The sequence below is a fragment of the Flavobacterium sp. RSP46 genome (assembly GCF_003984825.1).
GTDB lineage: Bacteria > Bacteroidota > Bacteroidia > Flavobacteriales > Flavobacteriaceae > Flavobacterium.
Genome location: NZ_RYDM01000001.1, coordinates 868,411 through 889,886, shown reverse-complemented (window position 1 = coordinate 889,886; position 21,476 = coordinate 868,411). Strand labels below are relative to the sequence as shown.

21 protein-coding genes and 1 tRNA gene are annotated in these 21,476 nt (G+C 34.7%); 12 read left to right on the top strand and 10 right to left on the bottom strand.

All coding sequences use genetic code 11. The annotated features are described in order from the left end of the window. Positions 1-12: 12 nt before the first annotated feature. Positions 13-1,707 (bottom strand): M23 family metallopeptidase, encoded by a 1,695-nt coding sequence (locus EKM01_RS04060; RefSeq protein WP_126555866.1) that lies wholly within the window; start codon positions 1,705-1,707, stop codon positions 13-15. Positions 1,708-1,886: 179 nt separating this feature from the next. Here EKM01_RS04060 and EKM01_RS04055 point away from each other — a divergent pair, with 179 nt between their 5' ends. From EKM01_RS04055 to rny, 3 genes are all read left to right on the top strand, one after another. Then, positions 1,887-2,177, top strand: a complete 291-nt coding sequence (locus tag EKM01_RS04055; RefSeq protein ID WP_126463190.1) for a hypothetical protein — start codon at positions 1,887-1,889, stop codon at positions 2,175-2,177. Between the two features lie 8 nt (positions 2,178-2,185). Further along, positions 2,186-2,479, top strand: coding sequence for a cell division protein ZapA (locus EKM01_RS04050; protein ID WP_126463188.1), 294 nt, complete (start codon positions 2,186-2,188; stop codon positions 2,477-2,479). A 208-nt stretch (positions 2,480-2,687) separates the two neighbouring features. Next, entirely contained in the window at positions 2,688-4,253 is a 1,566-nt protein-coding gene (gene rny / locus EKM01_RS04045) for a ribonuclease Y (protein ID WP_126561677.1), read from the top strand. Positions 4,254-4,707: 454 nt separating this feature from the next. Here the strand turns inward: rny and xerD are convergent, their stop codons facing one another. Together xerD and EKM01_RS04035 are read right to left on the bottom strand one after the other, a co-directional pair. Further along, the gene (gene xerD, locus EKM01_RS04040) at positions 4,708-5,604 is read right to left on the bottom strand and encodes a site-specific tyrosine recombinase XerD (protein WP_126576658.1); all 897 of its coding nucleotides are present in this window, start codon (positions 5,602-5,604) and stop codon (positions 4,708-4,710) included. Positions 5,605-5,678: 74 nt separating this feature from the next. Next, the gene (locus EKM01_RS04035; RefSeq protein ID WP_233589289.1) at positions 5,679-6,107 is read right to left on the bottom strand and encodes a porin family protein; all 429 of its coding nucleotides are present in this window, start codon (positions 6,105-6,107) and stop codon (positions 5,679-5,681) included. 419 nt (positions 6,108-6,526) lie between these two features. Between EKM01_RS04035 and EKM01_RS04030 the strand changes: the two genes are divergently transcribed. The 3 genes from EKM01_RS04030 to EKM01_RS04020 all read left to right on the top strand — a co-directional run bounded on the left by EKM01_RS04030 (position 6,527) and on the right by EKM01_RS04020 (position 10,249). Beyond that, positions 6,527-7,090: a porin family protein gene (locus tag EKM01_RS04030; RefSeq protein ID WP_126561673.1), complete on the top strand. Its 564-nt coding sequence runs from the start codon at positions 6,527-6,529 to the stop codon at positions 7,088-7,090. Between the two features lie 164 nt (positions 7,091-7,254). Then, positions 7,255-7,668, top strand: coding sequence for a type II 3-dehydroquinate dehydratase (gene aroQ / locus EKM01_RS04025; protein WP_126555872.1), 414 nt, complete (start codon positions 7,255-7,257; stop codon positions 7,666-7,668). Between the two features lie 94 nt (positions 7,669-7,762). Next, a complete protein-coding gene (locus EKM01_RS04020) occupies positions 7,763-10,249 on the top strand; it encodes a DUF5686 and carboxypeptidase regulatory-like domain-containing protein (RefSeq protein ID WP_126766980.1) in 2,487 nt (828 codons plus the stop codon). Between the two features lie 147 nt (positions 10,250-10,396). On the opposite strand, the gene EKM01_RS04015 is transcribed toward EKM01_RS04020, so the two are convergent. The 4 genes from EKM01_RS04015 to EKM01_RS04000 all read right to left on the bottom strand — a co-directional run bounded on the left by EKM01_RS04015 (position 10,397) and on the right by EKM01_RS04000 (position 13,889). Beyond that, positions 10,397-11,266 carry a cation diffusion facilitator family transporter gene (locus tag EKM01_RS04015; protein WP_126555878.1) on the bottom strand — a complete coding sequence of 290 codons (870 nt, stop codon included), beginning with the start codon at positions 11,264-11,266 and terminating at the stop codon, positions 10,397-10,399. Positions 11,267-11,379: 113 nt separating this feature from the next. Next, positions 11,380-12,690, bottom strand: a complete 1,311-nt coding sequence (gene murA, locus EKM01_RS04010; RefSeq protein WP_126463175.1) for a UDP-N-acetylglucosamine 1-carboxyvinyltransferase — start codon at positions 12,688-12,690, stop codon at positions 11,380-11,382. A gap of 104 nt (positions 12,691-12,794) precedes the next feature. Continuing rightward, positions 12,795-13,520, bottom strand: coding sequence for a DUF4290 domain-containing protein (locus tag EKM01_RS04005; protein ID WP_126463173.1), 726 nt, complete (start codon positions 13,518-13,520; stop codon positions 12,795-12,797). A gap of 84 nt (positions 13,521-13,604) precedes the next feature. Beyond that, the gene (locus EKM01_RS04000) at positions 13,605-13,889 is read right to left on the bottom strand and encodes a DUF493 family protein (RefSeq protein WP_126463171.1); all 285 of its coding nucleotides are present in this window, start codon (positions 13,887-13,889) and stop codon (positions 13,605-13,607) included. Between the two features lie 147 nt (positions 13,890-14,036). Between EKM01_RS04000 and EKM01_RS03995 the strand changes: the two genes are divergently transcribed. The 5 genes from EKM01_RS03995 (at position 14,037) to EKM01_RS03975 (ending at position 18,610) form a co-directional block, all read left to right on the top strand. After that, positions 14,037-14,576 carry an AAA family ATPase gene (locus EKM01_RS03995; protein WP_126463169.1) on the top strand — a complete coding sequence of 180 codons (540 nt, stop codon included), beginning with the start codon at positions 14,037-14,039 and terminating at the stop codon, positions 14,574-14,576. Between the two features lie 59 nt (positions 14,577-14,635). Next, positions 14,636-16,531, top strand: coding sequence for an ATP-dependent DNA helicase RecQ (locus EKM01_RS03990; RefSeq protein WP_126555880.1), 1,896 nt, complete (start codon positions 14,636-14,638; stop codon positions 16,529-16,531). Continuing rightward, a complete protein-coding gene (fmt, locus tag EKM01_RS03985) occupies positions 16,531-17,478 on the top strand; it encodes a methionyl-tRNA formyltransferase (protein WP_126766978.1) in 948 nt (315 codons plus the stop codon). The genes EKM01_RS03990 and fmt overlap by 1 nt, the downstream gene beginning before the upstream one ends. Positions 17,479-17,657: 179 nt before the next feature. Further along, the gene (locus EKM01_RS03980; protein ID WP_073017033.1) at positions 17,658-17,930 is read left to right on the top strand and encodes an HU family DNA-binding protein; all 273 of its coding nucleotides are present in this window, start codon (positions 17,658-17,660) and stop codon (positions 17,928-17,930) included. A 119-nt stretch (positions 17,931-18,049) separates the two neighbouring features. Next, complete coding sequence (locus EKM01_RS03975) at positions 18,050-18,610, top strand: YqgE/AlgH family protein (RefSeq protein WP_126454436.1); 561 nt, start codon at positions 18,050-18,052, stop codon at positions 18,608-18,610. Here the strand turns inward: EKM01_RS03975 and EKM01_RS03970 are convergent. Together EKM01_RS03970 and EKM01_RS03965 are read right to left on the bottom strand one after the other, a co-directional pair. After that, entirely contained in the window at positions 18,607-19,446 is an 840-nt protein-coding gene (locus tag EKM01_RS03970; protein WP_126576655.1) for an aminotransferase class IV, read from the bottom strand. The genes EKM01_RS03975 and EKM01_RS03970 overlap by 4 nt on opposite strands. Positions 19,447-19,500: 54 nt before the next feature. Next, positions 19,501-19,893, bottom strand: a complete 393-nt coding sequence (locus EKM01_RS03965; protein WP_126463160.1) for an START-like domain-containing protein — start codon at positions 19,891-19,893, stop codon at positions 19,501-19,503. Positions 19,894-20,045: 152 nt separating this feature from the next. Between EKM01_RS03965 and EKM01_RS03960 the strand changes: the two genes are divergently transcribed. Further along, a tRNA-Met gene (locus tag EKM01_RS03960) sits at positions 20,046-20,122 on the top strand. A gap of 264 nt (positions 20,123-20,386) precedes the next feature. Here the strand turns inward: EKM01_RS03960 and EKM01_RS03955 are convergent. Further along, on the bottom strand, positions 20,387-21,463 hold the full coding sequence (locus EKM01_RS03955) for a PorP/SprF family type IX secretion system membrane protein (protein ID WP_126555887.1): 1,077 nt from the start codon (positions 21,461-21,463) through the stop codon (positions 20,387-20,389). Positions 21,464-21,476: the final 13 nt, after the last annotated feature.

Sequence of the window (21,476 nt, the reverse complement as noted above, 5' to 3'; positions counted from 1 at the left end):
GTTTGGCTTTTATTATTTTTGACTTCTAAAAAAATGCGTTTCAAAGGTAGTTGAATTTCCTACATTATCCGTCACTACCACTTTTAAATCATTGGCGCCTTCAGCAACAATCCCATCACTAAAATAATGAGTAATTTTTCTGATTTTATTATCATATTCAAACAATACCCATTTTCCGTTCAAATACCCATTGTATGATTTGATGCCTGACAAATCATCGGATATAGAAAGCTGAATCCTTTTTTGTGTACTGATCCATTTTCCTTCTACAGGTGCATTCATGGTGATTTTAGGAGCAACGGTATCAGAAACCAAAGCATATTTGCCCAAAATTTTGACTTTGGTGCTAAATACGTTGTCTTTTCTATATGTTGGATTGTAATTTGTAGCTTTTCCGTCGATTCTGCCAATAAACATTTTCTCTCTTTGCAGTTCCGTAGCTTTTGTGTCTTCAATAGAAACAGTAAAATTACTATGGGCAGGAACGGTATCATCATGCAACCATAAAATGTCGTTTTTTACATCAAAATTCATATTAAAATCATCGTAAAATGTTCCCGCAGGAAAGAAAACTGACATGTTCTCTAAAGCAAAATTGCTATCTACGTTAGCGTTCACAAAATAATTTGACACCGCAGGTTCCGGGCTTATAACCGTTGGCAATAAATCATATTGAATAGGAATCGCTATTATTTTTTTGTTTCCAAAGAAATCCGACACTTCAATGCGATACAACGAAGCTAAATTTGGCGTTATTTGCAACACACCTTTATTTTCATCGGCTTGAATAATGCTCAAATTATACGGAGTTTTCATAAAAAGTTTCTGAACCCGTTGTTGCGTTTTTTTATATCTGGGATAATCAATCAAAGCATTAATGTAACGCATCTCATCAAAGGAATAGGTATTGAATTCATACCCGAAATTTGGTTTCCCATTATAAAAGGAGTGCACCTTGTACACTCCGTTAACATTAAACGAGACATCATCACTATCAGAAGCGGAAATACCAAAACCAATCACGCCATTTGCGGTTACTTTATCAGACAGGTATGTCCCATCTTTTTGTAACGAAACATTGAGGGCTATTGGTCGTTTGGAATGGTTAACTGTTGTTTTTGAATCTAAAGGGTACACGTAAACGGCTGAAACAATTGGTTTTTTAGTGTCTTTTAAATATGTATCGTAGCCAAAAAGCATGGGATTGATTATGAACTCCGTTTTGGAATCTCGAAATTCAAAATGCAGATGAGGACCTTGAGAAGATCCTGTATTACCAGAAAAAGCGATAACATCCCCGTTTTTAACCTGCATTTCATCGGGTTTAAAAAACATTTCAATTTCAAATGATTCCTCTTTATAATGGCTGTTTTTGATGTAGCTTTCAATGGCACCATTGGCCATTTTTAAATGCCCATAAACGGATGTAAAACCATTAGGATGATTAATATAAATTGTTTTTCCATTACCAAAAGTAGAAATTTTTATTCTGGACACATACCCATCGGCTACTGCATACACCTTGAAACCCTCCTTTTGCTGGGTTCTTAAATCAAATCCTGCATGAAAATGGTTGGGTCGTAATTCTCCAAAATTCCCTGACAATTGCATCGGGATGTCTAATGGAGACCTAAAATAATCTTTGGGATACTCCGCTTGCGCAAAAACAAAGTTGCAAAAAAATACTAAATAAAGAGAAAATTTCATTGTTTACATTTTTGCTAAGGTAAAAAAAAAGTATGCAAAAACAGTTCTAAAAAAAAACAGTTCCTAATCAATTGTTTAACTGTTATTTAACTAAATAAATGCAAAAAAAATAATAAAATATTGCAAAATTAAAAAGGAATACTAACTTTGTATGATTATGTAATGAATTAGAATATATAATGAGTGCAATTGCAGAAATTATTGATACTCTTGAAAATAAAGTTGAAAAACTTTTCATAAAAATGAAAAGTTTGGAACAAAACAATCAAGATTTAAGAAACGAATTAACAAAAACTGCATCTATAATACTAACTCAATCACAACAGATTGAGGCCTTAAAAACGCAGTATGAAACACTCAAAGTAGCGAATGCATTACTAGGCAGTGACGATAATAAAAGAGATACCAAGTTTAAAATAAATTCATTAATTCGCGAAATTGATTATTGTATAGCCCAGCTATCAGACTAATAAAAGATATGGACGAAAAGCTTAAAATTAAAATATCAATTGCAGACAGAGTCTACCCGTTAACGGTTGATCTTTCACAGGAAGAAGGACTGAGAAGTGCTTCAAAAAAAATTGATAAAATGATAAAGCAATTTGAAGAAAACTATGCCGTTCGTGATAAGCAGGATGTTTTAGCAATGTGTGCCCTGCAATTTGCCTCACAAACGGAACAAAAACAAATTGATAATGCAATTGATGGAGAAGAAACCATTGAAAGAATTAAAAAAATCAATGCGGTTTTAGATCAATATCTCGACAAATAAACGTTCTTTACAAAAACTAAGATACTGCCTACATTAGTTCACATTTGGTAAACTCAACACTAACAATTTAGAATGAGCAAATCATCACTACTAAAGCATGCCACGCCCCGGCGAGGAAACTTGAACAGTGAGTTAGCTCAAAACTTGTCTTTCCGAGTTTATTCAACACAACTAATGTAGGCTTTTTTATTTATAAATTTTAACAAACATGGACAACATATTAACGATTATTATTACGGGAATTATAGGTATTGCAGGCGGTTTTGCCATCGCAAAAATGATAGAAAAAAGCAATATCTCTAACTTGATTAAGAATTCAAAAAAAGAAGCCGCATCGATTCTTAAAGATGCCAATCTTGAAGCTGAAAATATAAAGAAGGATAAAATTCTTCAAGCGAAAGAAAAATTTATTGAATTAAAATCCGAACATGAGCAAGTGATCCTTTCTCGTGATAAAAAAGTCGCTGAAATAGAAAAAAGAGTTCGGGACAAAGAATCTCAAATTTCAAATGAATTATCAAAAGCTAAAAAAGTAAATGATGATTTTGAAGCAAAAACGGTAGAATACAACTCTAAAATAGACGTTTTAGACAAAAGACAGGCTGAAGTGGACAAACTTCATAAGAGTCAATTGCAACAATTGGAAGTAATCTCCGGCTTATCCGCAGAGGAAGCAAAAAATCAATTGATTGAAGGACTTAAAGCCGAGGCTAAAAGCAAAGCAATGTCTCACATACAAGACACGATTGAAGAGGCGAAACTTACAGCACAACAAGAGGCTAAGAAAATAATCATCAACACCATTCAAAGAGTTGGAACCGAAGAAGCAGTAGAAAATTGCGTTTCAGTATTCAACATTGAATCTGATGATGTAAAAGGACGAATCATAGGCCGTGAAGGTAGAAATATCCGTGCACTGGAAGCAGCTACAGGAGTAGAAATCATTGTAGATGACACCCCGGAGGCGATTATCCTTTCCTGTTTTGATCCGGTTCGAAGAGAAATTGCACGTTTGGCACTACATAAATTAGTGACTGACGGAAGAATTCACCCCGCTCGTATTGAAGAAGTAGTAGCAAAAACTGCCAAACAAATTGACGATGAAATTATAGAAGTGGGTAAACGTACCGTTATAGACTTAGGAATTCACGGATTACACCCTGAATTGATTAAAGTAGTAGGACGCATGAAATACCGTTCTTCTTACGGACAAAATTTATTGCAACACTCCCGGGAAGTTTCTAAACTATGTGGAATCATGGCAGCTGAACTTGGCTTAAACGTAAAACTGGCTAAAAGAGCTGGTTTATTGCACGATATTGGTAAAGTTCCAGATGCTGAAAGTGATTTACCACACGCTTTATTAGGAATGCAATGGGCTGAGAAATACGGTGAAAAAGAAGAGGTTTGTAACGCCATTGGTGCTCACCACGACGAGATAGAGATGAAATCATTACTATCCCCGATCATTCAGGTTTGTGATGCTATTTCAGGTGCAAGACCAGGAGCAAGAAGACAAGTCTTGGATTCTTATATACAACGTCTAAAAGATCTTGAGGAAGTAGCGTACGGCTTCAGCGGTGTGAAAAATGCTTATGCCATTCAAGCTGGTAGAGAACTTCGGGTTATCGTAGAGAGCGAAAAGGTTTCGGATGAAAATGCGGCTACCTTATCTTTTGATATTTCACAAAAAATTCAAACAGAAATGACCTATCCGGGCCAAGTTAAAGTAACCGTAATTCGGGAAACAAGAGCTGTGAATATTGCTAAATAATTTATTCCCATTATAAGAAACAAAAAAACTTCTCCATACGGAGAAGTTTTTTTTTGCACTGAAAATACGGTTTTTAAAAATTATTTATCTCTTGGTAATTTTCGTTTTAGGGAACATCAAAAACCATAATTACTTTTTATATCATTTAAATGCGATTATAATTTAGATTTTATTTTTATTCAAACATAAAAAAAGTATCAATTTTATAAAATTTCAACTAAACTAACCCGTTGGGTACAATTGTTCAAAACGTCAGTTCGAGTGTTTTTTGTAAAGTAAAACGCAACAAAACTTCTCGATACGCTTCGCACTCGAAGTGACGTGTATCGAGAACCGTTATTAATACTAATTTTTTAGTTCTCGATATAATCCCGCCTAAAAGCGGGATCACTCGAACTGACGAAAATTTCCATCAAAAACTAATTACACTCAACAGGTTAAACTAATAAAAATATTACTTTCTTGGGTGAAAAGTATTAAGAACCTGAGTAAGAAATGTTCTGTCAAGATGTACGTATATTTCCGTTGTGGTGATTGATTCATGACCAAGCATCAATTGTATTGCACGCAAATCAGCCCCATTTTCTAAAAGGTGTGTGGCAAAAGAATGCCTCAGGGTATGTGGACTAATTGTTTTGTGCAACGCTATGACTGACGCCAAATTTTTGATTATCGTAAAAATCATGGCTCTTGTCAATTGGCTTCCCCTTCTATTTAAAAACAAGGTGTCTTCAAAACCTTTTTTTATATTCAGTTGATTTCGTTTTGTATCCCTGTAGATAATGATGAATTTTTGAGTATAATCCCCTACAGGTACAAAGCGCTGTTTGTTTCCTTTTCCGGTAACTTTTATAAAACCCTCTTCAAAAAACAAGTCGGACATTTTTAATGCCACTAATTCCGAAACACGAAGCCCGCAACCATAAAGGGTTTCCATCATAGCGCGATTGCGTTCCCCTTCATTAGAGGTCAAATCAATGGCTGCAATAAGAGTATCGATCTCATCAACAGATAAAATATCTGGAAGTTTCCTGCCCGTTTTGGGTGTTTCTATAAGTTCTAATGGATTATCTGTTCGATAGTCCTCAAACATTAAATAACCAAAAAAACTTTTAAGACCCGAGATAATTCGGGCTTGTGATCGGGGATTCACTTCTTTTGAAACACTGTAAATAAACTGTTGAAGTACTTCTTCATCAATTTGAATTGGTGAAACTTCCATTTTATTTTCAGTCAAAAAAAGACACAATCGTTGTACATCAAACGAATAATTTTCTATTGTGTTGTGAGACAAACCGCGCTCAATTTTTAAGTACGATTGATACCTTTTTATGTAAGCAGTCCAATTCATAAACACAAAGTAACACTTTTATTCATTAAAAAACCTTCCAAATTGAGAGGCTTTTGAATGTAACTATGCAAACTTTAGAAATGCAATGCAAAACCCATATTAAATTGAAAATTTGAATCATAAAACGATTTGTTAACCGCATTATTGTAGCGAATACCTGGTTCCATACTTACATTTTTGCCAAGAAAAAAAGCGCATCCTGCTTGAAAACCAATGTAGGCAGGATTTGCATCTGTATCGCCAAAGCCTACACCATTATAGGAAATCTCGACCGGAATTTTACTTTTAAAATAATACTTCAATCCTAATTTATACGCAATTGGGTCCGTGAGAGTACTGACACCATCGTCGCCATAGCCTAATCCCACTTTAATTGCTAAGTTATCTTTAATAAAATAACCCCCTTCAAGCCCTATATTATAGGCGGTAACACCATCAGATGTTTTAAAGTACAAAGAAGTATTGCCTACATTTTGCCCAAAACCTGTATTTGCTTCAATCAATCATTTTCCGTTAGAACCTTGATTTCCTTGCATTTGCAATTCATTTTCTTGAGCTTGAGCAACTAAAAAAGCAAAAAAGGCAATACCGGACAGCATAATTTTTTTCATATTGATTTGTTTTTATTGGAACGAAAGTAGATAATGCTAAATATTTTGTACGATTTTTATGAAAAAAATAACTTTTAAAATTCACAGTATTTTTCTTCACATAAAAAATATAATTATAAATTTACAAATACACAACGCACTCAATTGTAACATTTTAATCCAAACTAACCAAGAATAATAATTAAAAAAAATAACTATTATTCCTATTAACAAAATGTGGACTAATTTTTGATTAGAGAAAAGACAACAATAATAATCAAACAAAACAGTTTGTAATACATGCTCTCATTAAATTAATTTAAAAAAAAATTATGAAAAAAATAATTCTAGTTGCAGTAGTTCTTCTTGCCGCGTCAGTAGACATGCAAGCACAATTGATCAAGTTTGGGTTTAAAGGGGGTTTAAATTACGCCAATCAATCAGGAACTGATATCACAGTAAACAGTAATAATTACAACACTGATGCGATTACCAGTTATCATGGGGGTTTAGTAGCTGAACTTAAATTGACAGATGGTTTTTCGATACAACCCGAATTATTGTATTCCACTCAGGGAGCAACGTATAAAAATGCTGTCGATGAGTTCAAAAATGAATTAGGGTATTTATCTATTCCTGTTATGGCTAAATTTCATTTCAACAAAACAGTAAGTTTAGATCTTGGACCACAAGCTTCATTCCTATTGAGTGAAAGAAATGAATTTGATGTAAAAAATGCAGAAACTTTTGAATTTGGAGTAGCCGGTGGTTTAACTCTAAATGTAACTAAACACATTTTCCTTCAAGGTCGTTATGTGTTAGGATTAACTGAAGCTTCAAAACAAGCAGAAGTTAAGAACTCTGTTCTTCAAATTTCAGCAGGATTTACATTCTAAAAAAATAAAAAATTAAATTTATTAAAACCGTTCTATAAAGTGGAACGGTTTTTTTATTTTTACAGAAGCAGGAATTATAAAATGAGCGTATCGGAAATGTAATGAAAACCAGATAAGCCACATGGGAATTCGATATTCAAATAAAAAACAAATAGCAACTACTTATGAAAATTAGTATCATCAATGGACCGAACCTCAATCTTCTGGGTCAACGCGAGCCTTCAGTTTACGGAAATCAAACTTTTGAAGAATATTTCACTACTTTACAAATTAAATACCCAGCAATAGCATTTACTTATTTCCAAAGTAACATTGAAGGGGAATTAATTGATAAAATTCAGGAATTTGGTTTTTCATTTGATGGCATAATCCTAAATGCCGGAGCGTATACACATACTTCTATAGGAATTGGCGATGCTGTAAAAGCCGTTACCACTCCAGTGGTTGAAGTTCATATTTCGAATACGTTTTCCCGTGAAAGTTTTAGACATCAATCCTATATTTCTGGAAATACCAAAGGTGTTATTCTGGGTTTTGGTTTAAAGAGTTATGAGCTGGCGATTCAGTCATTTTTGTAGTATCAAAATAAAATAAGCCATTAGATAAATCTTTAACAAATAATTAATACGCTCTTTTGTAACTTCTTCTATTTTTGTGAAAGAAAAAACTTTCATGAAAAAATACTACTTTCTACTGCTTTTATTAGTTTCATTTGTCAGTACTGCACAAATTAAAGGAACCGTTTCGGACGAAAAAGGAAATCCCTTGCCTTTTGTGACTATTTTTCAGGAGGACACCTATAATGGAACCACTTCAAACGAGCAAGGAAACTATGAATTCAACTTAAAGAAAAAGGAAAAACAAACAGTTGTCTTTCAATTTTTAGGTTTTAAAACCCAGAAAGTAGTTATACAAACAGACAAACTCCCTTATTCGTTGCACATCAAAATGATCGAAGAAAGTTTCTCGCTGAACGAAGTAATCATCAACAAAAAAAACAATCCGGCTTTAGCGATAATAAAAAGTGCCATTGCCAGCAGAAAACAAAACACCAAAAAAACAAATCGATTCAACGCTAACTTTTATTCCCGCGGTATTTTTAAACTAAAAAATGCCCCAAAAAAAATATTAGGCCAAAAAATTGGTGATCTTGATGGCGCACTGGATTCTACCGGAACCGGAATCATTTCCTTATCTGAAACGTTTTCAAAAATAGCATTTGAGAAACCCAATAACTTAAAAGAAGTAGTTACTGCCTCAAAAGTAAGTGGCAGAGACAATGGCTACAGCTACAATACGGCTACATCTTCATTCTACGATTTTTATGACAACACCATCGATTTTAGTGTCCAAATGATTTCTCCAATAGCGAACAACGCGTTCAACTACTATAATTACACCTTAGAAAGCACTTTTTTTGACGAGAATACAAACATGATCAACAAAATAAAAGTGATTGCAAAGCGCGACAGTGAACCCGTTTTTGAAGGGTACATTTATATAGTGGAAGACTCCTGGGCGATTTACGCCGTTGATCTGGATATAAAAGGCTACCGAATAAAAGAAGAATTTCTGGATGTGATGACCTTAAAACAAAATTTCAGTTACAACAACAGCAATAAAATCTGGGCCAAAAATACCCAAAGTCTCGAAATCACAGCAGGTGCTTTTGGGATAAAATTTACCGGAAAATACAATTACGTGTATAGCAATTATGAATTCATAAATGCTTTTGCACCCAAAACATTTACAAATGAAATTACGAGAATCGAAATAAATGCCAATAAAAAAGACAGCTTATTCTGGACTACCAACAGACCCATTCCGTTAACAAATGAAGAAAGCATGGATTATTTTAGAAAAGACAGCATTTACAAGGTCCGAAATTCCGAAAAATACCTGGATTCAGTAGACACAAAAGAGAACAAGTTCAAAATCTTGAAGCTACTGAGCGGCTACACCTATAAAAACAGTAGCAAAAAACACAGTTTTAGTTATGAAGGATTATTAAATCTTGGTTCATTGAGTTTCAATACGGTGCAAGGATATAATTTTGACTCAGGATTTAAATACACCAACTGGAAAAATCAGGAAAGTAAAGGAATCTACACTTCCATAAGTACAAAACTCAATTACGGTTTTGCCGAAGATCGTTTGCGTGTCACCGGACAATTTATCCACCGGTTCAACAATCAGAATTATGCCACTTTATATATGACAGGAGGCAGTTCTGTAAAGCAATTTAATCCGAATGAACCCATCAGTAAAGTAATAAACACAATCAGTTCCCTAGCATTCAAGAACAATTTTATGAAGTTGTATAATCTGGAATCAGCGGCAATTGGCTACAGCCAAGATGTTGCAAATGGCGTGAATCTCAATGGAAAGATAGAATACCAGCAACGCAAACCAGTATTCAACAATACGGATTTTTCTTTTTTTAACAAGGACGAATTATACACTTCGAATAATCCGTTGGTACCAAATGATTTCACCACTCCCGGTTTTGAAAAACACCATTTGACGAAAATTAATTTACTTGCAAAAATCAATTTTGGAAACAAATATTCCTCCCGTCCCGATGGAAAATTTAACATCCGAAATGAAAAATATCCAACTCTTTATTTAGGCTATGAAAAAGCAATTGCGGCTAATGAAAAGAAGTATGAGTTTGACCATTTCAATAGCCGATTAACGTATGATTTGACATTGAAAAATAAAGGTGTTTTAGGGTTGAATCTAAAAGCGGGGAAGTTTCTGAATGCAGATAACATTGCTTTTATAGATTACAAGCATTTTAATGGCAATCAAACCCACATTGGGCAGTCAGCGCGCTATTTGAATGTATTTAACTTACTGCCGTATTACTCTAACAGTACGAACGACAGCTATTTTGAAGTGCATACGGAATACAACGACAAAGGCTATATCATGAATAAAATACCTTTATTGAACAAACTAAAATCAACTTTGACACTGGGTGCTCACGCGCTGTCTACGCCAAACAACAAACCTTATACTCAAATTACAGTTGGGTTAGACAATTTAGGTTTTGGTAAATTTAAAATGCTCCGTATCGATTATGTTCGTTCGTACCAAAATGGATTTCAAGGAGACGGAGTAGTATTTGGGCTCAAATTTTTGAATATATTGGAATAAAAAAAGAATCTATTTGTCAGTTGCAGTACAGTCGGAAAATATAACGGCATCTCGACTGCGCTCGATGTGACAAAAACATAACGAATTAAAAAAAGGCACTCGAAAATAGTTTTGGTGCCTTTTTTAGTTTTATCATACACCACAATATTAATCATTTGGTTCCACATGAATCAACACCTGTCCCAATTCCGGAATTTCCTCTAGCAAAGTATCCTTTAGTTTATGAGCCAGATCGTGTCCTTCTTTCACGGTAATATTTGAATCGACAGTAGCATGCAAATCTACATGATATTGCATGCCGGCTTTTCGAATAAAACATTTCTCGGTATCGATAATTCCGTCAACCTGAATGGAAACCATTCGGATTTGAGCTATTAAATCGTCGTATAAATGTTCGTCCATTATTTCGCCCAAAGCGGGTCTAAAAATAAGGTAACTGTTATAAAGTATGAATCCCGAAGCAAAAAGTGCAGCCCAATCATCCGCAGATTCGTAACCATCCCCTAAAATCAAGGCAATCGAAATTCCAACAAATGCCGCCACAGAAGTTATGGCATCACTTCGATGGTGCCAAGCATCAGCTCGTAGTGAGGAACTATTGGTTTGAATGCTTCTTTTCATCACCAGTCGAAACGAATATTCTTTCCAAATAATAATTGCAGCCAGAACGAGTAATGTCCATGGTTTTGGTAATTGATGTGGCGTTCCAATATTTACAATACTTTCATAGGCAATAATTGTGGCCGAAGTAATCAAAAAACCTACCACCAGAAAAGTAATCAAAGGTTCTGCTCTACCATGTCCGTACGGATGATTTTTATCCGCTGGCCTGTTGGAATATTTAATTCCGAACAACACCAAAAAAGAAGCAAAAATATCAGTCGTTGATTCAATTGCGTCTGCAATTAGTGCATACGAATTTCCGAAAAAACCGGCCAACCCTTTAATAATAGCCAGGCAAGTATTCCCTATAATGCTAAAATAAGTCGCCTTGATCGCTGTTTGTTCGCTTGACATGCGCTTTGTTTAAAGATGAAATAAAAGTAAAATCGTTTAAGTAAACCGAATTGAATTTTAGATTTAAATTCTTTCTGGCTTACTTAAACGAAAATTTTTATGATTTATGTTATTTATGCACGTACAATATTTGCACCAATAGCCCTCAATCGTTCGTCAATACGTTCGTATCCTCTGTCGATTTGTTCAATGTTTTGAATTGTACTCGTTCCTTTTGCGGAAAGCGCAGCAATCAATAATGAAATTCCCGCACGAATATCCGGTGATGACATTGTGGTGGCTTTGAGCTGCGATTTGAAATCATGTCCCATCACAACTGCTCTATGCGGATCGCACAACATAATTTTTGCTCCCATATCAATCAGTTTATCCACAAAGAACAATCTGCTTTCAAACATTTTTTGATGAATCAAAACATCACCTCTTGCCTGAGTGGCAACTACAAGCACAATACTCAATAAATCCGGAGTAAATCCAGGCCAAGGTGCATCAGCAATTGTCAAAATAGAACCGTCAATATCTGTTTTTACTTCATATCCATCTACGTGAGCAGGAATGTATATATCATCGCCACGACGTTCCAGCGTAATTCCAAGTTTTCTAAAGGTAGTAGGAATAACACCAAGGTTGTCCCAGCTGACATTTTTTATTGTAATCTCTGATTTTGTCATTGCAGCCAGGCCAATCCAGCTCCCAATTTCAATCATATCTGGAAGAATTCTATGCTCGCAACCACCTAAACTTTCAACTCCTTCAATAGTCAATAAGTTAGACCCAACTCCAGTTATTTTAGCTCCCATAGAGTTCAACATCTTACACAATTGTTGCAAGTAAGGTTCACAAGCTGCATTATACACTGTTGTTTTTCCTTTGGCCAAAACGGCAGCCATAACAATATTTGCGGTTCCGGTTACGGAGGCTTCGTCTAATAACATATCGGCCCCTTTTAATCCTTTTGGTGCTTCAACGCCATAAAAATGATCTTCTCTGTTGTAACGAAATTTAGCGCCCAGATTGATGAATCCTTCAAAATGCGTATCCAATCTTCGACGGCCTATTTTATCACCACCTGGTTTTGGGATATATCCTTTTCCAAATCGTGCCAAAAGTGGCCCAACAATCATGATAGAACCTCTTAAAGAACCGCCTTCTTTCTTGAATGCTTCGGTTTCCAGATACTCTATATTCACTTCATCAGCTTGAAAAGTATACGAGCCTGATCCATTTTTTTGAATTTTTACTCCTAAATTTCCTAGAAGCGTAATTAGTTTATTGATGTCAATAATATCAGGAATATTATTGATAATTACTTTTTCAGGTGTTAAAAGAACGGCACATAAAATTTGCAACGCTTCATTTTTTGCCCCTTGTGGCGTGATTTCTCCTTTTAGACTGATGCCACCTTCTATTTTGAAAATTCCCATTTTTTACAGTTATGAGTTATAAATTATTAGTTATGAGTTAAAAAGTTACGAGCTAAAAGTAATAGAACAAAATTCAAAACTTATAACTCCAATTTATAACTGACTTACAAAGGTTTCCTATTTTGGTTCTTGTGAATCGGATTTGGTTTTCCTGTTTTTGTATTCTTATTGCTAAGAATTTTGGGTTGTCCTACCGGCAATATTTTATTCGAAACCCGCTTATTGGTTCGTAATAAATCAGTGGTATTTAATAATTCCTCTGAACTTTGAATCAAATTCAACTTGCCATCGGAGAGTTCAAATAAATGTTCAAAAATGACATCATCTTTTACTGTGTCTTTGTTCCAACTCAAATATGATTTTTTCATGTGATTGGCAATTACTTTCACCAAGGCACTTTTCATATCGCCATCTTCCCATTTATTGGCCACATCAATCATGTATTTTATGTTGTTGCCATAATACCTGTATTTGGGAAAATTCTGAGGATAACTCAACACATCCGGTTTAAGCTGCAAGACTTCGCGAGATGGAGTTGGGTAGGGCGAATCCGCCACTAGTTTAAAATCAGACATTATGAAAATTTGATCCCATAATTTGTGCTGAAAATCAGGAACATCACGCAAATGCGGATTCAAGCTGCCCATGACCTGAATAATGTATTTTGCCGCTTTATTGCGTTCTACATCATCTTCAATTTTAGTTGCCTGATCAATTAATTTTTGCAAATGACGTCCGTACTCCGGAATAATCAAATGCGATCGCTCTGCATTGTATTCCAAATGATGCACTACATCGTTCGCATTTTCTTTACTATATTTTGAATTCATATTTGAATGTATATTTTTTTGATTTACGTGTTTTCTTTTTCGAATAGTGGAATCATTCGAACACCCATTCCAATTTTTTTATATCTAAAGAGAAACAATGCCTTTTATTGTAGAGACTTCTAGGTATTTATCTACTATTTCTTGTGCATCTTTCACAGTCACATCAACAGATATACTGGTAAATTTGCCTGTTTTGGATTTTGTGGTTTTGATAACCGCTCCCATACAATCAAAAGCCAACTCAACGCGTTCTACATTATCACTTTCTGTTGGCACAATAAATTTAAATAAATATTCTGCTGGCCATGTATTGCTCATATCCAACTCTACTTTTAATCTATCGTAAAATTCTTCCGTCTTCTTATCCATTTTTTATTTAAAAATAAAGGCAAATATACGGTTTCAAACGTGAATTATGAATTTTGAAATATGATTTTTTGTCTAATCGCACTTTAACCGCAATGATTTTTTCAAATCCCAATAAGTTTAAGTAAATTTGCCCCTTATTTTTTAAAAGTGCAGAAAGAAATTATAGTTATCATTGGCGGTCCAGGAACCGGTAAAACTACTATCATCGATGGATTGATAGCTCAGGGACATTGTTGTTATCCCGAAATTTCCCGGGAAGTAACATTGGAAGCAAAAAAACAAGGAATCGAGCAATTATTCCTAGAAAAACCACTGTTATTCAGCGAATTGCTTCTTGAAGGGAGAAAAAAACAATTTCAAAATGCTTCTAAAGAAATCCACGATATTGTATTTATAGACAGAGGAATTCCGGATGTTTTGGCCTATATGCATTACATAGGCGATAGTTATCCTGCTACTTTTGATACGGCTTGCCGCGAACACACCTACTCAAAAATATTCATACTCCCACCTTGGGAAGAAATTTATATCAGCGACCACGAACGTTATGAAAACTTCGAACAAGCGAAACTCATCTACAATCATCTCACTGAAACCTATGAAAATTATGGGTACAAACTCATAGAAGTTCCAAAAGATACGATGGATAACCGAATTCTTTTTATCTTAGATGAAATTTCCAGATAGTCTGCAGGTTTAGGATCTATGCTTTGGACTGTTTTTCAATGAAATGAAATCTATACTCTATGCAAGAAGCAGAAGCTATTCTTCAAAAATATTGGAAGCACAACAAATTCAGGTCACTGCAAAAGGAAATCATCGATTCCGTTTTAAGCGGTCAAGATACTTTTGCATTGATGCCAACCGGCGGTGGAAAATCAATTTGTTTCCAGATTCCGGCAATGATGAAAGAAGGCATTTGCCTGGTTATCTCGCCATTGGTAGCGCTCATGAAAGATCAAGTCGCCAATTTGCAACAGCGAAACATCAAAGCCATAGCCCTGACAGGCGGAATTCGATCCGAAGAAATGATTGATTTATTGGACAATTGCCAATTCGGAAATTACAAATTCCTTTATTTATCGCCAGAGCGTCTTCAATCCGATTGGATTTTAGAACGAATAAAAAATCTTCCCATCCATTTAATCACAATCGATGAAGCGCATTGCGTTTCCCAATGGGGACATGATTTCCGACCAGCTTATTTAAAAATTTCAGAACTAAAAAAGCATTTTCCAACAGTCCCATTTTTAGCCTTAACCGCTACTGCAACGCCAAGAGTCAAAAAAGATATCATCGCAGAACTGGGACTACATAAACCACAGATTTTTGAAAAATCATTTGCCAGAGAAAATATTGCTTATATGATTTTTGAGGTCGAGGATAAACTGTTCCGAATCGAACAAATCCTGAAGAAAAATCCACAACCTTCCATAATATATGTACGAAACAGGAAATCGTGTCTGGATATTTCCTCTCAATTGAATTCATTAGGATTTAAAGCTACGTATTATCACGGCGGACTTTCGTCCAAAGAAAAAGATAAAAACATGGAATCCTGGATGAATGAGGATGTACAGGTTATTGTGGCAACCAATGCTTTTGGAATGGGAATTGACAAAGCCAATGTAAAAACGGTCATTCACATTCAGCTTCCGGAAAATATGGAAAATTATTATCAGGAAGCCGGACGTGCGGGTAGAAACGGAGAAAGAGCTTTTGCGGTTTTATTAACCAGTCCCTCTGACATCATTCAGGCTCAAAGCCAATTTATCACTATTCTTCCTGATAAAAAGTTTTTGAATCTCATGTATGTCAAGCTTTGCAACTATTTTCAAATCGCTTACGGAGAAGGAATCAATGAACAGTTTACCTTCAATTTACATCATTTTTGTTTAAAATATGAATTCCCAACCTTAAAAACGTACCATGCAATGCAATTCCTGGACCGACAAGGAATTATTAGCCTGTCTCAAGAATTTTCAGAAAAAATCACCATGCAGTTTCTTATTCCCTCCAAAGAAGTGATTCGGTATATGAGTTTAAATCCAAATGACGAGGAAATTATTTTAGCCATTTTGCGCACGTATCCGGGAATTTACGAAATGCAAACGGCATTCAACCTGCAACTGATTGCTAAAAAATCAAACCATAAGGAAACTGAAATTCAGGCTGTTTTACATAAATTAAAAGAAAAGAAAATTATAGAGTACCATTCGAAAAATAATGACGCCACATTAATTTTCAATGAAGTTCGGGAAGATGACAGAACCATCAATCGAGTTTCGAAGCATTTAGAAAATCAAAATCAGTTAAAAAAAGAACAGCTTCAATCCGTAATTCAGTATATAAGTGAGAAAAAAGTATGCAAAAATAAGTTGATTCTAAATTATTTTGGCGAAAAAACAACCGTTGATTGCGGTGTTTGCTCCTTTTGCATTACTAAAAAAATAAAGAAAAAAGAGGTATCGGTGCTTTCCAAAGAAATAATTGCGTTATTACAAGCAGAAGATTTAAACTCAAGAGACATTCAAAATAAAACTAAAAATAGTCCAGACGAAGTTATCTTTGTACTTCAGGATTTACTAGAAAACAACACAATTTTGGTTAAACCAAATAATAAATATACTTTACGATCATAATGGAAAAATTACGAATAGTTTTTATGGGTACGCCTGAATTTGCCGTGGGAATATTAGACACGATACTTAAAAACAACTACGAAGTCGTAGGTGTCATTACTGCTGCAGACAAACCTGCAGGTCGCGGACAAAAATTAAAATACTCAGCAGTAAAGGAATACGCACTAGCCAATAATCTAACTTTATTGCAGCCTTTAAACTTAAAAGACGAAACTTTTTTAGCTGAATTAAAAGCGTTGAATGCTAATTTGCAAACTGTAGTTGCGTTTAGAATGCTGCCAAAAGCAGTTTGGGAAATGCCCTCTTTAGGCACTTTTAATCTTCATGCTTCGCTCCTGCCGAATTATCGCGGCGCGGCACCCATAAACTGGGCAATCATTAATGGAGAAACTAAAACTGGTGTCACCACTTTTTTTATCGATGATAAAATTGATACAGGCGCAATGATTTTAAGTTCGGAAATTCCAATTGATGAAACCGAAAATGCGGGACATTTGCATGACCGATTAATGGAATTAGGAAGCGAGACCGTTATTGACACTTTGGCACTGATCGAAAAAGGAAGTGTATCGACAGTGATTCAAAAAGACACCAACGATATCAAAACAGCCTACAAACTCAACAAAGAGAATTGCAAAATAGACTGGACAAAATCAGCGCAGGAAATAAACAATCTGATCCGAGGTTTGAGTCCGTACCCAGCGGCTTGGAGTTACTTTGGCGACAATAATGAAGAGTGGAATGTAAAGCTATACGAAGCCAAAATAATCACTGAGGAACATAATTATGCTGTCGGGAGTTTAATTTGTACCAAAAAAGAAATGAAGGTAGCGGTAAAAAAAGGATTTATCCAAATACTTACTCTACAGTTTCCAGGCAAAAAGAAAATGAATACTTCTGAATTTCTGAACGGGATTGTATTTTCTGTTGACGCAAAAGTCTATTAACACCAACAAAAAGGGTACTTCATACACTTTAACAAGAAACAATCTTTACTTTATCAACAAAAAAAATAAGTTATCAACAAAATACTCTAAATTAACACAAAACGCTTGCAAGGAACGTATTTCCTACTAAATTTGTGTATTAACAATTTTTTTTAACCAACAATTAATAACTAATTATTATGAACAAATCAGAATTAATCGATGCTATCGCTGCTGATGCAGGAATTACAAAAGCTGCAGCAAAATTAGCTTTAGAGTCATTTTTAGGTAACGTAGGCGGAACTTTGAAAAAAGGTGGAAGAGTATCTTTAGTAGGTTTCGGATCATGGTCAGTATCTGCCAGAGCCGCAAGAGACGGTAGAAATCCTCAAACAGGAAAAACTATTCAAATCGCTGCTAAGAATGTAGTGAAATTTAAAGCTGGAGCAGAATTAGAAGGTGCAGTAAACTAATTTTTATCCTTCCTAAATATAATAAAACCTTCCATCTGGAAGGTTTTTTTATACGTTTCACCGATTTTATATGGCGCCCTTAAAATAAAAAACCTAAATTTAATGAAAAATCTAATCCGATGATAACAGATAAGATAAAAAAAGGATATTTGCTTATAGCAGAGCCTAAGATAATTGGGGATTTATCATTCAATAGATCGGTAATTTTATTAGCTGATTATAATGAAGAAGGATCCGTAGGGTTCATAATTAATAAACCTTTAAAGTACACTATCCACGATTTAATTCCGGAGATAGCGGCACGATTTAAGATTTATAATGGTGGTCCGGTAGAACAAGACAACTTGTATTTCATTCATAATATCCCTGAATTAATTCCAAATAGCATTGAAATATCTAACGGAATATATTGGGGTGGTGACTTTGAAGCAACTAAAGAGCTCATCAATAAAGGAGAAATAAGCAAAGACAATATCCGATTCTTTTTAGGTTATACCGGCTGGCATGAAAACCAACTAGAAAGCGAAATGGAAAGTCGCTCGTGGATTATAACGGCGAACAGCTATGAAAACAAAATAATTGGAACATCAGCCACTCATTTCTGGAAAGAACAGATTATGGAATTAGGCGGCGAATACCTCATCTGGTCTAATGCTCCGGAAAATCCATACCTAAATTAAGTATTTCGGACTATTTCGTTGAGTTTTTCTAATAATTGAGTCGATACGTGAGTCGTAAATATTTTTTTGCGGTATCGCGTTATGGGTTGAATGCCTTTTATTACGTTCGTTATAAATAATTCATCCGCTTTTTGCAGGTCAAACGGAGAGATCACTTCCTCGACAACCTCTAAAGTTTCTATTTTTTTAGCCAGACTTAAAATCTGTTTTCTCATAACGCCGTTTAAACACCCCTCAGAAACCGGCGGCGTAATCAATTTATCACCCATTAGCATAAAGATATTCCCCTGCAATGCTTCTACTACATTCTTGCTATCATTAAGTACTAAGCAATTGTCCAAGCCATTTTCATTAGCGAAAATACTTCCTGTTATATTGATAATTTTATTAGTCGTTTTGATCGACGATAGCAATTGTTTTGTGATATAGAAGTCTTTGTATAAATCTACTTCATATTCTTTCTTTTCAATTGAATACAAAGTGTTCTCAAGCGCTATTGAATGAATCAAAAAAGAAACCGTATTATTTTGCGGCAAATAATACCCGCCATCGTTTCTATATACTGTAATTCTGGCTCGGGAGGAAAGAGAGAGACCCGTTTTTTTTACTAAAGAGAGAATTTGTTCCTCCAGGTATTCCATGGTGAAATTCATTGGGATTTCCATACGTACCACCCGCATAGAAGACATTAACCTGAAATAATGATCTTCTAGAAAAAGAATTGTATTATTTACTATTTTAACTGTTTCAAAAACACCGTCACCATATAGAAAAGCACGGTTTTGAAACAATACATTGGTGTCCTGAGACACAATAGTTCCATTAAAATTAATCATAAAGAAGCCCTAAATTTTATTCAAGGCAAATATAAGTCATAAAATATGATTTTACTATACAGATCCTATTAGATGTTTAAGATCCGATATTTGATTTTCCCACAGTAATGTGGCCTCGTCTACCTCGTCTTTTTCAGCAAAATCTACTACCATTAAAGAAACGTCTTTAGTGAGTTCATCTACTAAAATATGCAATTCAAAAAAGTACTCCGTGTCTTTACTATTCTCGTCGACCCACTTGAATTTTACTTTCTCACCTGCTTTCTTAGAGGCAAGCCTTGCTTTTTCTTCGGAATCCTTCCAAATAAAAGTAAAAAATTCACCACGAGAGTTTACATTATCTGCAAACCATTCAGACAAACCTGATGGAGTAGAGATATACTGATACAATAATTGTGGAGAAGAATTTATGGGAAACTCGATTTCGTAACGTACTTTTTGATCCATGACCTACATTTAATTTTTCGGAAATATATAGAATATAACTACATAAAAAAAGTGTTTTTAAAAATATATTTTTTTATTAAAAATATAGTTGCATCCAATATTTTTATTTTTATATTTGCACCCGCATTCAGGGAAGGTTTTTCCCTAATTATGGCGAGATAGCTCAGTCGGTTAGAGCGCAGGATTCATAACCCTGAGGTCCCGAGTTCAAATCTCGGTCTCGCTACCAAAGCAAAAACCCTAACATCAATATGTTAGGGTTTTTTATTGGAAATAATTCAAAAAACATCGCCCTCTGATTACTCCAGTGAGCACCGAAGTGACGAATTTTATGAATTGAGCTGATAATTCTTTAAGTATGATACAGACACGGCAAACATGCAATGTAGTTTTCATGTGTACCGCGTCTCTTTCAACCAAATTTTCAGAATTTTAATTGTTGCAGAAGATTGTAGTATGATTAATTCGTTTGATTGTTTTTTCTTTTAAAATGTTAATCATCATAATTCCTACCCCAGGGTCTTCTTGCTAAATAATTATTACAACTATGACATTCCCTACCTATCTGCCAAGTAAGCGAAAACTCATGAACTCCTTGGGTATTTTTTATTTTTGATGTACTTACATCGTAGGAATATCCAAAAGTGAAGTTATATATTTTAATAGAACCAATTAGATTTACTGAAGTAAGTATATGGCTTTCACTACTTTTAATCATAGGATTTGTTGCAGCAATGACTCCCAGAATAAATGGATTAAAATGAACAATACTACCAAAATCCAATCGATTATATTGTCCTTGTTTCATGAAATTTGATGTAAGTACTAATTTGGAATCATTCGGTAAAAATGATAAAGCGGGATTACTGTCCAGATTAAATGCATATCCACTCTGAAGAGTAATGTTCATATCTAAAGGGAGCTTACCTTGAGAGTCGAAGGCAATATTGGGAGTATTGAGATGCTTCACTGAAGCTCCGAGCCAAAAATCATCGGTATAAAGTAAAAGACCAGATGAAATATCTAAGAAATCTATTTTATTTTGTAGACCTATAAGACTTGGATCTGAACTACCATCACCAATACTACCATCGTTACTATTAATTTGATCTTCAAACAAAAGGCTTTTGAAATTAAAATTTTTAGTTCCATAACCCCCTTCTACTCCTAAAATCATTCTTAATCCGGAATAAAAATTATCTAAGTCAAGATTTAGCGAAAACACACCGTTAATTTGAGTGTAATTATAGTTTGTAAAAGCCTCATACTGATTTAGTACGGTGATACCGATTCCAATATTTTGAAGATTTGAATCATTCGGACGGGAATCTTCTGATAAATTCCCAATGGAACCATTGATAAAGGCATAATCAGTATCCACTCTTCTAACTCCATCGGGCCACTGTGTTCGGTGTAAAATTCCGGTGTTTAACGTGTTTACGGTTCCTGTAAACGCGCCGTTCTGCGTTTCAGGGACAAAATAATAGTGTGTAAAAACAGGATCTTGTGCGTTAACTTCTGTAATAAATATGGAAGTTAACAGGATATACAAAGCAAATTTTAATTTCATTCTCTGTTGTTGA

Bases quoted from the DNA above. Each gene is read 5' to 3' on its own strand.
- EKM01_RS04060 (WP_126555866.1), bottom strand. From the start codon at position 1,707: ATGAAATTTTCTCTTTATTTAGTATTTTTTTGCAACTTTGTTTTTGCG.
- EKM01_RS04055 (WP_126463190.1), top strand. From the start codon at position 1,887: ATGAGTGCAATTGCAGAAATTATTGATACTCTTGAAAATAAAGTTGAA.
- EKM01_RS04050 (WP_126463188.1), top strand. From the start codon at position 2,186: ATGGACGAAAAGCTTAAAATTAAAATATCAATTGCAGACAGAGTCTAC.
- rny (WP_126561677.1), top strand. From the start codon at position 2,688: ATGGACAACATATTAACGATTATTATTACGGGAATTATAGGTATTGCA.
- xerD (WP_126576658.1), bottom strand. From the start codon at position 5,604: ATGAATTGGACTGCTTACATAAAAAGGTATCAATCGTACTTAAAAATT.
- EKM01_RS04030 (WP_126561673.1), top strand. From the start codon at position 6,527: ATGAAAAAAATAATTCTAGTTGCAGTAGTTCTTCTTGCCGCGTCAGTA.
- aroQ (WP_126555872.1), top strand. From the start codon at position 7,255: ATGAAAATTAGTATCATCAATGGACCGAACCTCAATCTTCTGGGTCAA.
- EKM01_RS04020 (WP_126766980.1), top strand. From the start codon at position 7,763: ATGAAAAAATACTACTTTCTACTGCTTTTATTAGTTTCATTTGTCAGT.
- EKM01_RS04015 (WP_126555878.1), bottom strand. From the start codon at position 11,266: ATGTCAAGCGAACAAACAGCGATCAAGGCGACTTATTTTAGCATTATA.
- murA (WP_126463175.1), bottom strand. From the start codon at position 12,690: ATGGGAATTTTCAAAATAGAAGGTGGCATCAGTCTAAAAGGAGAAATC.
- EKM01_RS04005 (WP_126463173.1), bottom strand. From the start codon at position 13,520: ATGAATTCAAAATATAGTAAAGAAAATGCGAACGATGTAGTGCATCAT.
- EKM01_RS04000 (WP_126463171.1), bottom strand. From the start codon at position 13,889: ATGGATAAGAAGACGGAAGAATTTTACGATAGATTAAAAGTAGAGTTG.
- EKM01_RS03990 (WP_126555880.1), top strand. From the start codon at position 14,636: ATGCAAGAAGCAGAAGCTATTCTTCAAAAATATTGGAAGCACAACAAA.
- fmt (WP_126766978.1), top strand. From the start codon at position 16,531: ATGGAAAAATTACGAATAGTTTTTATGGGTACGCCTGAATTTGCCGTG.
- EKM01_RS03980 (WP_073017033.1), top strand. From the start codon at position 17,658: ATGAACAAATCAGAATTAATCGATGCTATCGCTGCTGATGCAGGAATT.
- EKM01_RS03975 (WP_126454436.1), top strand. From the start codon at position 18,050: ATGATAACAGATAAGATAAAAAAAGGATATTTGCTTATAGCAGAGCCT.
- EKM01_RS03970 (WP_126576655.1), bottom strand. From the start codon at position 19,446: ATGATTAATTTTAATGGAACTATTGTGTCTCAGGACACCAATGTATTG.
- EKM01_RS03965 (WP_126463160.1), bottom strand. From the start codon at position 19,893: ATGGATCAAAAAGTACGTTACGAAATCGAGTTTCCCATAAATTCTTCT.
- EKM01_RS03955 (WP_126555887.1), bottom strand. From the start codon at position 21,463: ATGAAATTAAAATTTGCTTTGTATATCCTGTTAACTTCCATATTTATT.